The sequence below is a fragment of the Methanobacterium sp. genome (assembly GCF_016217785.1).
Taxonomy (GTDB): domain Archaea; phylum Methanobacteriota; class Methanobacteria; order Methanobacteriales; family Methanobacteriaceae; genus Methanobacterium.
In genome coordinates this window covers 30500-46719 of the sequence record NZ_JACRGA010000023.1, presented here as the reverse complement: position 1 = coordinate 46719, position 16220 = coordinate 30500, and the positions used below count along the sequence as shown (strand labels likewise).

The following is a 16220-nucleotide window of genomic DNA, read 5'->3' as shown; positions in this document are numbered from 1 at the left end:
TTTTTTTTTACCAATCCTTTCTCTTTTTAATCTTAAATGAGGAAATAAAACATGAACATATACGACATAGCTGTTGTGGGAGCCGGACCTGCCGGTTGTATGGCCGCCATTGAAGGAGCGCGACTGGGTAAAAAGGTAATCCTGCTGGAAAAAAATGATAGAATAGGTCGTAAGCTACTTTTAACAGGTAATGGGCGGTGCAACCTCACCAACACATCTACCCTGGAAATTTTCATGGAGGCATTTGGTAGAAGGGGTTCATTTTACCGGGATGCCTTCGGTAAATTTTCCAACCACAATTTAATGGATTTTTTTAAAGAACATAATCTGGAATTAAAGGTGGAAGAGAATAGACGGGTGTTTCCCATCACCGACAAAGCAGAATCAGTGATGAATGTTCTAAGAAAGGTTTTGGAGGAATGTAAAGTAAAAGTGGTTTACAATTATCACCTGGAACATCTCAACAAGGTCGCCAATATCTTCAAATTGTCTTCAACAGATAATGAAGTAATTAAATCCCGTAGTGTTGTTATTGCTACTGGGGGAGTGACCTATGGATTTACCGGGTCAACTGGAGATGGATTAAGAGTTGCTGAGTTTATGGGACACCACATCAGCGAACTTTTACCAGGAGAGGTTCCTTTGTATGTGCGGGAGAAATGGGTTCACCAGTTAAAGGGAGTTACCCTGGAAGATGTGGGGTTGAGTATAGGATATGGGGGAAAGATGATATCCTTACCCACTGGAAATCTTCTTTTAACACATTTCGGTGTTTCAGGCCCGGTTATTCTAGATGCCAGCCATGAAATTGTGGATATTATAAATAAACAGGGGGATGTGAAACTTTACATTGACTTTAAGCCAGGCATTAATCATGAATCTCTGGGAGCCCAGTTAATGGAAGATTTCCAGAATTACAGTAAAAAAAGTTTGAAAAATTATTTAAAAATTCACCTCCCTAACAGTACCATTCCTCCTTTATTAATGATTTTAAACATTGACCCTCAAAAAAAGCTGAACCAAATCTCCAAAAAGGAGAGGGTGAAGCTACTGCACATATTAAAAGCACTCCCTTTAACCATTACGGGACATCTTCCCATGGATAAGGCTATGGTTACCTGTGGCGGTGTTACTAAAAAGGAGATAAACCCTCAAACTATGGAGTCAAAGCTGGTTGATGGTTTGTATTTTGCTGGGGAAATAATTGCAGGATGTGGTCTCAGAGGTGGTTATAACCTGCAACAAGCTTTTTCTACCGGTTATCTTGCAGGAAACAGTGCTGGAACTAAATAATTAATTTGAAAGAATCATATAAAAAGAAGAATCATATAAAATAATATCAATATAACAGAACTATCAAATAGTCTGTTAATTGATCAAAAAATAGTTTAAATACCTATTTTTAGTATAAACACCCTTTTTTTATAGCCCTATTTTTTATTAGCAATTGTTTTAATGTACTCTTCCAGTGGCCGCGTGGCAAAGTAAAGTACGATTACCGCTCCAATTAACCAGGTGAAATTGGTTACAATGGCCTGTGCTGAATTTCCCACAGGAAATACCACCAGCCCAAAGGCCATCAAAGGGACAAATGCCAGATACACCGTGATGAGGGATACAATTATGGCTTTCCTAATTTCACCAGTGTTGAAGGGGGATGTTCCGGACATGTAATTTACAATGAGCATTACTCCAAAGAAGGTGACCAATCCCAATGAAACAAATATCCACTGTAATGGTATGGCCAGGAGAGTGATTATTGCTGGTATAACCACTAAATCCAGAACCCCCAAGATAGTGATCATCTTCAGGGCACTTTTCCAATTTTTATCATTGGAATGCCTGACCTTACGCAGTAGGTTATCACGCTCTTTAGTGGCCTTTATCCTCTCTTTATCCATCCATTCAATCTTATTCTCAAGTTCATCATTGATGGATTTTAATTTCTCTATTTTAATGAGATTTAAATTGTTGATCTCTTTTTCAAGATCAATACGTTGCTGATTCAATTCATCAACAGTTTTTTCCAATACTTTTTCTTCTTCTGCAGCCATGATAAATCCCCCACCTGAGGATATTAGTTTAAGGTGTAAAGACTCAACCTAAATCTAAACTTATTATATTTATTGGAATATATTAATTTTTAGATGGAATCTGACTTTTTTTTATTCATTTTTTATTTTAAAAATTTCCTCTTAAATTTGGTGACTCTAACCCATTACTATGAACTGGAAAATAAGATAATGATTAAACATAAGATAATAAAAGGTGTTGTATCCTTTTATCCATTTTTAATTAATTATTTTTGTATCAATACAACAAGAAATTTAGATAAATTAGAAAATAATAATCTGTAGTCGGGTAAAACACCCCTCCCATAGTGATACTCATTAATAGTTTTAAAATACTCCTAGGAGTACTTTAAATAACGTTTTAATTAGCTTCTAAAGTTTTTAATCTTAATGAATTTGAGATAAAGACAAAAAACTTGATAATACCTAATAAAGACATAATTCAGATTACTCTTAATATTATCAAACAACCATAACACTACTAGGACGAGTAACATGATCAGCGTAGTATACGATATCAAAGTTTATAGACAGGTTCTAAAAGATATCATTAAAGAAGATGATGTGGTGGTGGAACTGGGATGTCATGTGGGAAATTCAACCCGCATCATTGCCCAGATGGCACCTAAAGGCAGAATCATCGCACTAGATAAGAGTCCAGAATCCCCTGAAAAGTTTGAAAAAATAATAGCAGAAGAGGAAACTCCCATTGAATTTTTAAACTGTGATGTACGGCTCCATGAAACACTGGAGGAAGTAACTCGGAAAGTGGATGAAATGGGAGGTTGTGATGTTCTCTCGGTGGATCTGGGTGGTGGTTACCATCCGGACACCACCTTTAAAGTATTCTTCATTTGGTCATCAACTTTAAAACCTCGTAACACTATAATTAGAAACAGAGGTCTTTTAGATTTCATACACTCATCATCAAGCTCTGAGGTTATCAGATCTGAAAATGGGTGGCTGGAGTCCTGTGGAGATGATGGCATCCCACCGCGATTAAAAGAACTAAAACTCTGGTCTCCAAAACTATAAGAAGGAGGGTATTTATGATAGGAAAGAAAATCAGGATTGAAAGGATAATCAACCGAAAAACAGGGAGATGTGTTATCGTTCCCATGGACCACGGTGTTTCAATTGGGCCTGTGGATGGAATAATAAAAATGGCAGAGACCATTGACGAAGTGGCTAGCGGTGGTGCCAACGCTGTAATAATGCATAAAGGAATGGTTGGCACAGGACATCGTGGATATGGACGAGATATCGGACTGATTATTCATTTATCAGCTAGTACTGCCCTGGGACCTGACCCTGATCATAAAGTGCTGGTGACCAGTGTGGAAAAAGCCATCCAACTGGGTGCAGACGCAGCATCTGTACACGTAAACGTAGGATCGGAGATGGAACCTGAGATGTTAATGCACCTGGGAAGCATTTCCGAGATCTGTGATGATTGGGGCATGCCCCTCATTGCCATGATGTATCCTAGAGGCAAAAAAATCGACAATGAACACCACGCCGATGTGGTGAAGCTTGCTGCCCGTGCCGGTGCAGAACTGGGAGCTGACATCATTAAAACCAATTACACTGGAGACCCGGACACATTCAAAGAAGTAATTGATGGTTGTCCTGTTCCACTGGTCATTGCTGGAGGACCCCGAGTGGAAACAGACCGTGAACTTTTGGAAATGGTGAAAAACTCTGTTGATGTTGGTGGAGCTGGTGTGGCCATAGGCCGAAATGTCTTCCAAGCAAGATCACCACAGAAAACCACCCGGGCCATTGCCGAGATTGTTCACAATGACCTGGAAATTGACGAAGCCCTTAAAATCCTCAATGGTAACTAAAAATCATGGTATTATTTTCAAACCACCCCCAGGATCTAATAAATCATTCCAAAAAAATGAATAAATAAATTATAATAAACATTTATAAATGGATACGCATTTATAAATGGATTTAGAAGGTTAAAGCATGAAGTTTGCATGGATAATGGCCGAAGGTAATGTATGGGATAAAAAAAAGCAGTTCATTACCACTGCACTGGAATCAGGGATGGATCATATCGTTGACTTTAGCGATGTGGACAATATTCGTAAGCTGGGTAATGTGAAACTCATCTCTGATATTGAAGGATCTGATGTGGTTCTGGTGGGCCGCAACAGCGAAGGAGACGGCACCCTCATCATACCAGATGACCTCGCAGAATCCAAGGATCTGGCTGCAGTTAAGAGGTTGAAAAGAAGGGATAAAAAAGTAGCAGCCTATGTGGAGATTCTCACCAAAAAACACGAAGAACTGGCTGCACTCTTAGGAAAAGATGCTGATTACCTCATCCTCATGGGCCGGGACTGGAAAGTCATACCCCTGGAAAACATAATCGCTGGACTGCAGGGTGAGAAAGTCAAAATCATTGCAGCAGTAGCAGATTATGATGAGGCTAAACTGGCTCTGGAAACCATGGAACACGGAACCGATGGTGTACTGTTATGTCCCCATGAAATCAGCCAGATAAAAAAGGTAGCTGAACTAATGGAGAAAATACAGAGTGAAAATTACCAGTTAAAACCAGCAACCATCACCAAGGTCGAACCAGTGGGAATTGGTGACCGGGTCTGTGTGGACACCTGCTCCATGATGCAACTGGGTGAAGGTATGCTGGTGGGATCCTACTCCCAGGGACTGTTCCTGGTGCACAGTGAGTCAATGGAAAGTGAATACGTTGCCTCACGACCCTTCCGGGTTAACGCCGGCCCAGTGCATGCCTATGTCATGACCCCTGGTAACAAAACCAAGTACCTCTCTGAACTGGAAACCGGAGATGAAGTGCTTACAGTGGACCAGGAAGGTAACAGCAAAGTGGCCATAGTGGGACGGGTTAAAATCGAAAAACGACCATTGATGCTGGTGGAAGCAGAATATGAAGGAGTTGTACTTAGAACTCTTCTTCAAAACGCAGAAACCATACGCCTGGTCTCAGAAGATGGTAAGCCCATTTCCGTGGCAGAACTAAAGATTGGGGATAAGATAATGATCTACCTGGACCCCAATGCTCGGCACTTTGGAATGGCCATTGAAGAGAGTATTATTGAAAAATAATCATCAAATCAGAACAAGAGATCAACATAATTATATTTATCTCTTAAATTTTTATTTTTCTCGATGTTAATTCTTTTATTTTTCTCAGAAGACGATTCTATTTCTAAGAACAATCCTATTTTGTAAATATCAATTTAAGAATTTTTTAAAAAATAATGAGGGTCATTCTATCACCAATAATGAAACCCCATACTTCTAAATATAAAATTTTAAATAATACTTTTCTACATATTCGTTGCAAGAGATATAAAATAATATTAATGATTAGGGGGCGAAAAGATTAATAAAAAGATTTTAGCATTGCTTAGTGTTATAGTAGCTATTGTTGGCATTTATGGTCTCTTTTATGCTGCGGTTACAACTGTTTTAATGCCAATGGATACAAATATCTACAAAGATCAATTAAACACGATACCAGAACTTTCCACCATCAATGAATCCACAATTACTGAGCTGGAAAGTGGAGCTGCGGTTACTGAGAGCATGTCCGCATTGGCATACACATCCTCAGAAGAAAGGACACAAATGGCTAATATAATGCGAATGGGTAGTAACCTACCTCCTGAATTTGTAAACCAAAATTTTGAGGAATATGATAGAACCAATGAGAATAAAATCTGGGCATATGATTTAATACTAAGAGGGGATATTTCCAATCAGCTAAAGAATATTTCAAGCACATATAAAGAGATTAAACGCCTGAACAATGAAACACTTTCCTTAAATCAAAAAGCAGCCAATGACTTTGAAAGTGGAGATAGCAAAGCTTATGCTGAAGATTTAAGAAACACAGCCAACAATCTACGACAATACAATAAAACTATGGAAAAATTAAAAACCCAACTTCAAAACTTAATCAACCAACTACAACAATGATTAATGGACTCTAAAACAGATAATGAATGGATAACATCTTTAATTAGGGGAAGTGGGAATTTACAAAGATAATTACCATCAGCACACCATTAATCACAAGCACAGTAAATTAAGAGAATAGATTAAGACCTATTAAACCCATAAATTAAACTATAAACCCGGAAGTGGAATGGATACTTATAAACCCGGAGAGGCATGGATACTTATAAACCGGAGAGGCATGGATGTTTATAAACCCGGAAATGGAGAATGGAATACTATAAACTCCACCAGTGGAATCTTAAGGACGTAAAGGGGTTAGGAATGTTATCTTACAATGCAGAACTCATAACACCCTATGCCAAGGATGAGCTATTAAAAGAACTTAAAAGTAAGGTTAAGTTTGAAAGGAAAGCCAATATTCATGGAGCTTGTGTTAAACTCCTTACTGACAATGAAGAGTTTAAGGAAGAATGGGAAGATAACTTCAAGTTCATGAACGAGGATATCCGCCCCCATGCCAAGATCTTCGCAGTGGAAGATGGTCAAGAGTTGCAAGTGTTATATGAACCCATTTCCAAGACCTGTATCATTAACAACTGTGACTACTATGGCTGGATTAAAAGCATAGCCCTGGCAACCATTTCCGATTTTTTTGAAGAATACCATTCTGAGCACCGGCGTTATTCAACTCATGGATCAGCAGTTGACTGCGGAGGACATGCCATGGCCATTATCGGACCCCCAGGTACGGGTAAATCCACACTTACCTATGGACTGCTTCAGTATGATGATTTTAATTACATCAGTGATGACTGGTTCTTCACCCGACTCTTCAACAATGCAGCTGTTATCTATTCTTCAGAAAAGAATTCTTACATCCGTGATGATTTAGCCCAGGTCTGGGAAGGATTTTCTGAAGAGGTGAGCTTGGTTCAGTTGGATAATAGGGGTCGGGGAATCGCCGATGTCAGCACACTTTTCGGTGGGAGGGTTCGAGAAACAAGCACCCTTAAAACGGTCGTTCTCCTGGAAAGAAACATTTCAAAAGCCCCTTTCCGTAAACTGGATCCAGAAGAAGCCCTGGATTTCATGCTGGAGAATGATTTCTGCAATCCCCACCAGCTGGTGAGGGATGAGCGTAAACTGAACCTAAGGAAAAACTTTTTCCATGAGTTATTCCAGGCAGTTGATGTTTACCTGTTGAATACTGTGGAAACTCCCAGGGAAAGTTTGGATAGGATAAAAAATCTTATTATTTAATAAAAAGATAACAAATAGATAACTTTAAAGAGTAATTGTGATTTATTGAGTAACTGTGATTTATTTGAGTTAATTTGATTATTTAAGTAATTGTAATTTATTTATTGTTAAAGTTACAATGGTGATTTTTATGCGAGCATTTATAGCAGTTGATGTTGATAGCAGGTTATCCTATAAAATCCAGGAAGTTCAAAGGGATCTTAAAAAAACACATGCCCCATTAAAGATGGTGGAACCTGAGAACCTGCATTTCACCTTCAAATTCTTCGGTGATATCTCCTCATCCCAGGCAGATCAGATAACCCGTGTTATACAGGATAAACTGGAAAATTACCATTCATTCCCACTGCACATCAGGGGAACTGGGGTGTTCCCCAAAATAGAATATATGAGGGTTATCTGGCTGGGAATTGAAGATCCCCATAGTTTTTCCGAGATGCAAAAAGACCTTGACCAGGAATTTGCAAAAATGGGGTTTAAAAAGGAGAGGAGTTACATTCCCCACCTCACAATTGCCCGGGTGAAGGGTCCTAAAAACAGGGAGCTCCTGGCAGAAAAGATTCAGGAACTAGAGTCAATTGAAATTGGTGAAATGACTGTGGAAAAACTGGTGTTAAAAAAGAGTGAACTCACTCCTGTGGGCCCTATATACACCGATGTTAAGGAATTTTTCATTTAAAATGTTAAGCGAAGATTATTGAAACAAGGATGATTGAGATTGAAACAAGGATGATTTGAATATTAACAATCAGTTTAAAAATTAATTTATCAAAAGTTAAAAAAATAGTTAGAGGTATTGTAAGTGATTGATTTTCGCAGAATCTTAGATGATATAGAACCCTCAAAGGATGAGGAACTCAGAGTCCGTAATTTATCTTTAAAATTAATGGAAATCATTAATCGTACTGCCCATGATACGGGTGTTAATGCTGAAGCTGTATTACTGGGCTCAGTGGCCAAGAATACCTGGATATCCAATGGGGATAATGAAGATGGCAAAGACTTGGACATTGATATTTTCATAAAATTCCCTTTAACCACTTCCCTGGATGATCTGAAAGTCCAGGGTCTGGAACTGGCGGAAAAATGCATAACCGAAATTGACGGAACCTATGAAGAGCGTTACGCATCACACCCGTACCTTACAGGTACCATTGAAGGTTACATGGTGGATTTTGTCCCCTGTTATAATATTAAAGATTCCAGTGAACTGAAATCAGCAGTAGACCGCACTCTACTGCATACCGAATACATCACAGCCAACTTAAGACCAGACCAGACCAAGGAAGTAAGGCTTTTAAAACGTTTCATGAAGATGGTAGGGACTTATGGCTCTGAATTTAAAGTGGGCGGATTCTCAGGATACCTGTGTGAATTACTGGTGATCCACTATGGCTCGTTTCTGGATGTTCTTAAAGGGGTTTTTGACCAGTGGAAACCCGGCTTTCAGATCGACCTCATGAACTACGGCACTGCTAAGTTGTTCAAGGATCCCCTGGTAGTTGTGGATCCCACTGATGGAAATCGTAATGTTTCCGCGGCTTTAACCCTGCAGAAAATGGCAGAATTCCGTGTGGCTGCAGATAATTTCCTGGAAAATCCCAAAAAATCATACTTTTACCCTAAAACCATTACTTATCATAGAGAAACATTAAGGGATGAATTCAAAAACAGACAGACCCATTCAATTATCCTGGCTTTCCCCACACCAGACATTCCAGCCGATGCCCTGCACCCTCAGATCCAGAAAACTGAAAAATCCCTGGTGAAAATTCTGGAAACTGATGATTTTAAGGTCATGGGGAGTGATTACTGGACTGATGAGAATAAAACTGGAATAATACTCCTGGAAATGAACACATGGCATCTGACCCCCTTCCAGAAATATTCCGGCCCACAGGTATGGGATCAGGGAAATAGTTGGAAGTTCCTGGAAAAACATCCAGAATCATGGGTGGAAGGTGACCGGTGGGTGACACGCACCAAGCGCCAGTATCAGGATGCGGAATCCCTTATTCAGGGGACACTCACATCCAGGGGGATTAAAAACCTCAGGGTGGGGAAACATTTGAAGAAGAAACTCTTGGAAAAATACAATTTAGTGGATGTTCTGGATCTGTTAATTGCTGAAGATGCAGATGAAGATATACTGAAATTCCTACACTGTTATCTCCATAAGAATGAGCTTTTAATACGGGATTAAGGACTATTTGTCAATAATAATCCTTTTTCAAGTTTTTTTAATTTTCAATTCATATTTCATTAAGAATTATTTCATTAAGAATTCACATTTCATTAAAATATTAAATTAAGACACTAATTAAGCAAGCTGATTTAATTTCAATCCCTGACTTTCAATCCTTCCTTTCGTAAACAAATTTGGGAACAGCGTCCTGGAATGGGTCAAATGTTTCCAGGTTCTTGATGAGGGTGGATTTCATGCTGACTCCTGAGTGGAGGGAGGATGGTAATCTCAGTATTCTTTTCAGGTCAATGGAAACCTTGGCATCTACCAGTGTCAGATTAAGGGAAGCGATCCCTTTAACCAGTCGGGCATATCTCACAGGACCAATTTCTTTCCGGAACAATCCCCACTGGTCTTCAGATAATAATTCCCGGTGCTTTATCACTGCCTTCTTAATATCCTTACTGACTTCATCAATTTCTGTGTCCAGGTTCAGGTTCAAGAGGGCCTGTTTAACCCGGTCAGTGAATACCTGCGGATAACCAAAGGGGACGGTAAAGTGTTCCAAGTTGTATTTCATCCCGTGACTGGAGTATTCACTGCGTGGAACATCAGAACCCACCAAATATTTAACGATCTGGCTACGTACGTCGCTGTCCATGCCCATCACCTTGTCGTCCAGAACTCTTATATGATAACCACGACCCGAATAAACCACATGAATATCAGAAAGACCCAGATCACCCTGGATGGTGTCAATCAGTCCGTGGACAATGTCTTTAGCCTGGTTTAAGCATATCTCGCAGACGTTTTCACAACCACAGGATCTTATAGGTATATCCTTGGCATCCACATCAAAGACCAGTTCTGCTTTTATCCAGCCATCCCTGCGTCGGGGTTTATGGTAAAATGCCACTGAGGAGTAGGCGGCAAATGGTGTGCGGTATCGCATGAACTTCCTTAAATAATCTGTATTTTGAAATACACGGTAACGGTCGTTGGGTCCCCGGCCCATGTGGTCAAAACCGAACTCCCGCTGGGTGAGGGTTTTGCGGATGAATTCAGGGATATCATTAACATCCCATTCTTCCCGGTAGTACTGACGGCGTTCATTGGGGGTGGCTGGTTTTAGATCCATAAAAAATCATCCCTCCCCAGAATTACTATCATCAGAGTTCTTATTTTCATTATTGGCAGAATTTTCAATATCAGAATTTTGAATATCAGAATTTTGAATATTATCAACATTATTACTACTCGGATTATCCTCAGAATCTGAATCTTCTTTATCCAAATTCATTACTTCCCATATCCTCCGATTGTAATAGCTCAACGGGTTGCCTATTTTTTTGCAGACATCATCTGGTCGGCAGAGATGTGGCAGGTGTAGTTTTATCTTCTCACAACTCATGGGAGTGTACCATGTGGTTTCACCCTCATGTTCCATTTTCAGAGTGGAGTGCATTCCAAAACCGAGCTTCGCATTGATGTTAACCTTTTCCTGGGGCTGATCATCGAATAATGGTGGTACACATCGCTGTGCAGCCTCATAAATCAATGGCAGGACCTCGTTTTCTGTGATTTGCAGTTGTGGGTCCTGGTCTGAGACACGTTTGGTGATGTTCATCCTGAAAACATCAGGATACAATCGGGCGTAGGACACAAAGGGTGTCATAAATAGTACAATGGCATCGTTCCGTCCTCCTGATTTTATACCCTCCAGGGCTTTCTTTACACATGGTGGGAATGCCAGGGGGTTCAGTGGTCCGGCTTTCATTGGTCCACCACTCCTTCCAGAACCATAACCGTAATGTTGCATTGGTTCGGCCAGTACTTCCGCCACTTCATCAGCCAGCTCCAGGAGTATGGGGTTAGGTTCCACCATGACACGCGCCTTTTCATGAACCTGTTTAATGTAATCCTCGGTTTCCTGCATGATCATCTTAACCATTATAAGTTCTTTCAGTTCATCTCCAATTAAAAGCTGATACATGCTGTCAGGATTGCGATGTTTTATCCGGGAACCAAAACGATGAAGAAAATCTTCCTCATTCAGTATTAATTCCCCATTATCCAGTACCAGTTCTGTGAGACGTATTTTTCGGGTGCTTAATAATTCCTGGAAGAATGTCCAGTGAACCATATCATCATGCAGGAGCATTGCCAAGGATTGGTCCACCATCAATCTACTTTCTTGAATACTTAGTTTCCCCATTCTTTCCTGGATGAGATCACCCTGTGCCTCAACCATAACTCTGGTTTCACGTGAATTGGGCCCGAATTTAACTCCAATGGCTTGACACAATAAATAAAATGAAATAACATCATATTTAGTTATGGAATAATCAGAAAGAAAAGAATATCTTCGACTGTTAAATTCTCGGTCATGTTTTTTCTTAATATACCATTCAATCCTTTTTAGGGCAAGTTCCAGATAATTAGAGGGTATTTCTTTATCATCAACAATTTCCTGAGAGGGATTACGAGTCACGAGTCTTCTAAGTTCGGGGATATCATCAGATATGCCTTCGAAGCTGCCCAGTTCCCTTACAATGTCCTTTCCCTCAGGGGATAATGGGTTTAAAAAAGAGATGGAAACCATAATTAACTGTTGGTTACTAGGTTTTAAAAAATTTGTTAATGTAAGAAATTTATTGTATTATGAATCAGATTTTTCTTCATTTATTGATACTCTGTTAAATTATCCTTTTCTAGGTCAGTGTAGGGCCAAAATCATAGGTCCAGTGGTGGGGTTGAGATCTATGGATAACTCTTATATAGAAATTAGATAAAAAAAGATATTATTCTTTATCATTAACTCCAACTGAGTTTTTACCGTAAGATGGTTAATAAATATTTAAAAACAGTTATCTAAGACAAAATAAACTTTATCATTCGTAACAAGGTTAGTATAGGAGGAATATCTTTGAGTAAAGATTCAAATAAAGTGTTTATCACCTGCGCCCTGCCCTACGCCAATGGACCCTGTCACCTGGGACACTTGCGTTCAACTTACATACCGGCAGATATTTACGCCCGTTACCATCGGATGAAAGGCACAGATGTGCTACTGGTGTGTGCTACCGATGAACACGGAACACCCATAGCTGTTCAGGCGGAAAAGGAAGGAGTATCACCCCTGGATGTTGCCACTCGTAATTACGAGTTGATTAGAAGGGATCTGGAATTATCGGATATTTCTTTTGATAATTTTTCCAGAACCACCGACCCCTTACATTATGAAATATCCCAGAACTTCTTTTTAGATCTTCATGAGAAAAATTGTATTTATCCCAAGACCATCCAGCAGCTTTACTGCCCGGAATGTGAACGATTCCTCCCTGACCGTTACGTGGAGGGCACCTGTCCCCACTGTAATGGTGAGGGTGCACGTGGTGACCATTGCGAGACCTGTGGCCGGCACCTGGAACCAGTGCAGCTGGTGGAGCCAAGATGCCTGATATGCGATTCAAACCCAGAAGTCAGGGAATCTGAACAGTATTATTTCCGTTTAAGCAACTTCCAGGATGAACTGAAAGGATCTATTGAAGGCAACCCAGAGTTACCGGCTAATGTCCGGAATTATGCTCTTCAATGGATTAATGAGGGACTGAAGGATTGGATTCTCACCAGGGATATGGACTGGGGTATCCCGGTTCCCCTGGACGGTGCAGAGGGTAAGATCATCTATGTATGGGGAGAAGCATTCCTGGGTTACATTTCATCGGCAGCCCAGTGGGCCCGCCGTGAAAACAAGTCATGGAAGCCCTACTGGGATGACCGGGCAGTGCACTTCATTGGTAAAGATATTATCTACCACCACAGCATATTCTGGCAGGCAATGCTCATGGCCTATGGTTGCAAACTACCTTATAACATTGTTGCCGGGGAGTACCTGTCACTTGAGGGTCGTAAAATGTCAACCAGTAAGAACTGGGTGATATGGGCCGCTGATTTCATGGAGAAATTTGATGCAGATCTCTTAAGATACTACCTGGTGGCCAACGCACCCCTCACCAGGGACACTGACTTTTCCTGGGATGACTTCCAGAGGAGGGTCAATGATGAACTGGCTGATGTGGTGGGGAACTTTATGCACCGTACATTCTCATTCACCCACCGTTTCTTCCAGGGAATGATACCTGAGCCGGGGTCCTTCAATGAATATGACCAGAGTGTTCAAAAGGAGATAATTGAAACCCCGGGTAAAGTAGGTGAGCATATTGAGAACTTCGATTTCAGGGAAGGTCTTAAGGATATAATAAAACTAGCCAAACTGGGAAACAAATACTTCAATGACCAGGAACCCTGGAGAACCGTTAAAGAAGAAGGAGAAAGGGCTGCTACCACAATTTATCTCTGTAATCAGATTGCAAAGGTCATCAGTGTCATTATAAGTCCTTACCTCCCCTCCAAAGCAGTAGAGATGAGGGAAATTCTGGGTTTAAATGGAGATAAAAGCTTAATATGGGAGGATTCTGCTGAATTTATAGCAGCCGGAACCCCTATTCTCAAGGCTAAACCATTATTTGCTAAAATTGATGATGAAGTTATTGCTGAGGAAAAAGAAGCACTTTACAAAAATTTAGAGGAGAGAGAAACTATGGATAATCTAATCAGTATTGAAGATTTCACCAAATTAGACCTGCGTGTGGGTAAAGTTATTGGAGCTGAGAAAGTTAAGGGCTCTGATAAACTGTTGAAATTAATGGTTGATGTTAAAGACAAACAATTACAGGTTGTTGCAGGTTTAGCCACCAAATATGCGCCGGAAGACATACTCAATCAGAAGGTAATTGTATTGGTGAACCTCCAACCAGCCAAACTCTTCGGCATAAAATCCGAGGGAATGGTACTGGCTGCTGGAGATAGTCTCAGCCTCTTAACCGCACCTGATGCCACTATGGGCGAAGGAATACAATAATCAAGGTGAAATTATCCCAGTACATGGTGAATATCATTATACACATGTGAATATGTGTATACAATAGTGCAAGGTGAAGATATATCACAATATGCAAAACTGATGATATTTGATACAAAATGGATGATTAATTGATAAAGTGATGAATTGTAGATTGATAACATCTATTAATAAATTAAAGATGTCTCTATTTTCAAAATCATCATCCATTTGAGAAATTCGGGCGAACTTATACTTTAACGAAGGAATACGATGAATGAATCTGTACTCATTGGAAAATCCGAGCGTTTTCTGGATCAGATAAAGAGAAAAGGAATTTCATTAAGTGATATTGAAAGCCCGGAAAAATTCCTGACACTTTACACTTATTTGAAAGACAACATGGATACTCTGCAGGATATGAGAGAGACCATGGAAATTAAGGGTTACACTGCGCCTTATCGTTCCATAAACAAGTATGGCCGTCCCCTCAGTGGTGAAACCAAGGCCGAGGATATGTATGATGTCAGCCGCCACACCCAGTACTTCCGGATGAACGCAGCTGCTAAAAAAAACATACTGGATCGGGTTAAATCTGCCATGTCATCTCATCGTATTGCCATTGGACATCTGGAGGAGTTCGCCACACTAGAATGTGCTTCCTGCCAGAGAAAGTACAAAGGTCATGAGATAGCTCTTCTGACCCGGGAAAATTGCCAGTGCGGCGGAGATAATATAAAATTGCATGTAAACAGGGATGGGGTTTATCGTCTTGAAATCATCCCATTTTTACCCCTTTCTGGGGATTACATGGTTAAACTATCCGAATTGAGTCCCCGAAGCAGGAAAGCCTTCCGCAGTATGGTGCGCATCTTAAAACAGGAAAAAAGAGGAATTGTTAAAACCGTGTCTCTGGTTATCAAGATCATGGAAGACAGTAGATGGGTTAGAAAAAGGGTTACCATTGACGCACATGAAGAGGCCAACTATGAAAAAGAGATCCGGAACCAGTATGGTTCCAATGCCCGTATAGAAATGATGCAGTTTCATCGTAAAAAACCGTCCATAATCAATGACAAACAGGTGCAAACTGCCCTTTCACTTGGTTATGTAAAGTATGCTGAAACAGAGATACTCCATTTTTTACCCGCTTTACTTGAAAAATCTCTCTCCAATAAAGAAAAAGTTGAAGAGTACCAGGAAGCAATGGAAGTTGCCGAAAGAAATGCCAACAAATATGAAAATGGCGATGACCCCGAAACCCTGAAGAAGTTCTTTTTAAAAAAAGAACTAGAAAAAAGAGGACTCCTTGATGATGGAATTCTCAATGAAACAATAAGGCAGGATTTAAAGGAGAAAGATTTGCTTGAAAAAAGCCTCTTTCTTGAAATCCCACGCATATACATTTTATGGGATCTTTTACACTATTATCTGACCACTTCCTATGATCGCAGAAATAAACATTCGGGTCCCTTCCCCTACCTTCGCCCTGGTCTTGATTCAAACCAGATAAAGTCATTCCAGGACTTCAAACAGGATGTGGTGCAGATCATGCAGGACCACCTCACCGAAGGGATAGAATATATACCCCAAATGGGAAAGGTTTTATCCAGTAAATTCTCTGTTGAAAAAAAGATGAAAGGCCTTCACCTACAGATGGGACCTGCCCTGGGAGCGGCGATACTTTCCATTGAAGGAAACATACCCACTGAAAGAACATCAGAATTATTCTCCATACCTCTTAAAGATGTTCAAAAAGAGAAAGAAACCTTGGAAACCTTGCAAAAACCTGCTACTTCCAAGGCTAAACAGTTCATGGCAATGATGAAGAAATAACATTAAA

Annotated in this window: 14 protein-coding genes; 11 read left to right on the top strand and 3 right to left on the bottom strand. The window is 40.2% G+C overall.

The features are described 5' to 3' along the window. The first annotated feature begins 51 nt into the window (after positions 1-51). On the top strand, positions 52-1293 hold the full coding sequence (locus tag HY987_RS08985; RefSeq protein ID WP_292757739.1) for an NAD(P)/FAD-dependent oxidoreductase: 1242 nt from the start codon (positions 52-54) through the stop codon (positions 1291-1293). Between the two features lie 137 nt (positions 1294-1430). Here the strand turns inward: HY987_RS08985 and HY987_RS08980 are convergent, their stop codons facing one another. Beyond that, positions 1431-2054, bottom strand: coding sequence for a hypothetical protein (locus tag HY987_RS08980; RefSeq protein WP_292757737.1), 624 nt, complete (start codon positions 2052-2054; stop codon positions 1431-1433). 513 nt (positions 2055-2567) lie between these two features. On the opposite strand from HY987_RS08980, the gene HY987_RS08975 reads away from it, so the two are divergent. The 8 genes from HY987_RS08975 (at position 2568) to cca (ending at position 9492) form a co-directional block, all read left to right on the top strand. Next, the gene (locus HY987_RS08975) at positions 2568-3107 is read left to right on the top strand and encodes a class I SAM-dependent methyltransferase (protein ID WP_292757735.1); all 540 of its coding nucleotides are present in this window, start codon (positions 2568-2570) and stop codon (positions 3105-3107) included. Between the two features lie 14 nt (positions 3108-3121). Continuing rightward, on the top strand, positions 3122-3919 hold the full coding sequence (locus HY987_RS08970) for a 2-amino-3,7-dideoxy-D-threo-hept-6-ulosonate synthase (RefSeq protein WP_292757733.1): 798 nt from the start codon (positions 3122-3124) through the stop codon (positions 3917-3919). A gap of 127 nt (positions 3920-4046) precedes the next feature. Further along, on the top strand, positions 4047-5171 hold the full coding sequence (locus HY987_RS08965; RefSeq protein WP_292757731.1) for a 3-dehydroquinate synthase II: 1125 nt from the start codon (positions 4047-4049) through the stop codon (positions 5169-5171). 369 nt (positions 5172-5540) lie between these two features. Further along, the gene (locus HY987_RS08960; RefSeq protein ID WP_292757729.1) at positions 5541-6047 is read left to right on the top strand and encodes a hypothetical protein; all 507 of its coding nucleotides are present in this window, start codon (positions 5541-5543) and stop codon (positions 6045-6047) included. A 169-nt stretch (positions 6048-6216) separates the two neighbouring features. Next, positions 6217-6339 carry a hypothetical protein gene (locus tag HY987_RS08955; RefSeq protein WP_292757727.1) on the top strand — a complete coding sequence of 41 codons (123 nt, stop codon included), beginning with the start codon at positions 6217-6219 and terminating at the stop codon, positions 6337-6339. Positions 6340-6350: 11 nt separating this feature from the next. Further along, positions 6351-7289, top strand: coding sequence for a hypothetical protein (locus HY987_RS08950; protein WP_292757725.1), 939 nt, complete (start codon positions 6351-6353; stop codon positions 7287-7289). Positions 7290-7419: 130 nt separating this feature from the next. Continuing rightward, positions 7420-7968 (top strand): RNA 2',3'-cyclic phosphodiesterase, encoded by a 549-nt coding sequence (gene thpR / locus HY987_RS08945; protein ID WP_292757723.1) that lies wholly within the window; start codon positions 7420-7422, stop codon positions 7966-7968. 123 nt (positions 7969-8091) lie between these two features. Continuing rightward, the gene (cca, locus tag HY987_RS08940; RefSeq protein ID WP_292757721.1) at positions 8092-9492 is read left to right on the top strand and encodes a CCA tRNA nucleotidyltransferase; all 1401 of its coding nucleotides are present in this window, start codon (positions 8092-8094) and stop codon (positions 9490-9492) included. 151 nt (positions 9493-9643) lie between these two features. Here cca and priS read toward each other — a convergent pair whose 3' ends face one another. Further along, the gene (gene priS / locus HY987_RS08935; protein ID WP_292757719.1) at positions 9644-10612 is read right to left on the bottom strand and encodes a DNA primase catalytic subunit PriS; all 969 of its coding nucleotides are present in this window, start codon (positions 10610-10612) and stop codon (positions 9644-9646) included. Positions 10613-10618: 6 nt separating this feature from the next. Next, entirely contained in the window at positions 10619-12076 is a 1458-nt protein-coding gene (locus tag HY987_RS08930) for a DNA primase (protein WP_292757716.1), read from the bottom strand. A 324-nt stretch (positions 12077-12400) separates the two neighbouring features. Between HY987_RS08930 and metG the strand changes: the two genes are divergently transcribed. After that, a complete protein-coding gene (metG, locus tag HY987_RS08925) occupies positions 12401-14398 on the top strand; it encodes a methionine--tRNA ligase (RefSeq protein ID WP_292757714.1) in 1998 nt (665 codons plus the stop codon). Positions 14399-14650: 252 nt separating this feature from the next. Then, positions 14651-16213, top strand: a complete 1563-nt coding sequence (locus tag HY987_RS08920; protein ID WP_292757712.1) for a DUF530 domain-containing protein — start codon at positions 14651-14653, stop codon at positions 16211-16213. Positions 16214-16220: the final 7 nt, after the last annotated feature.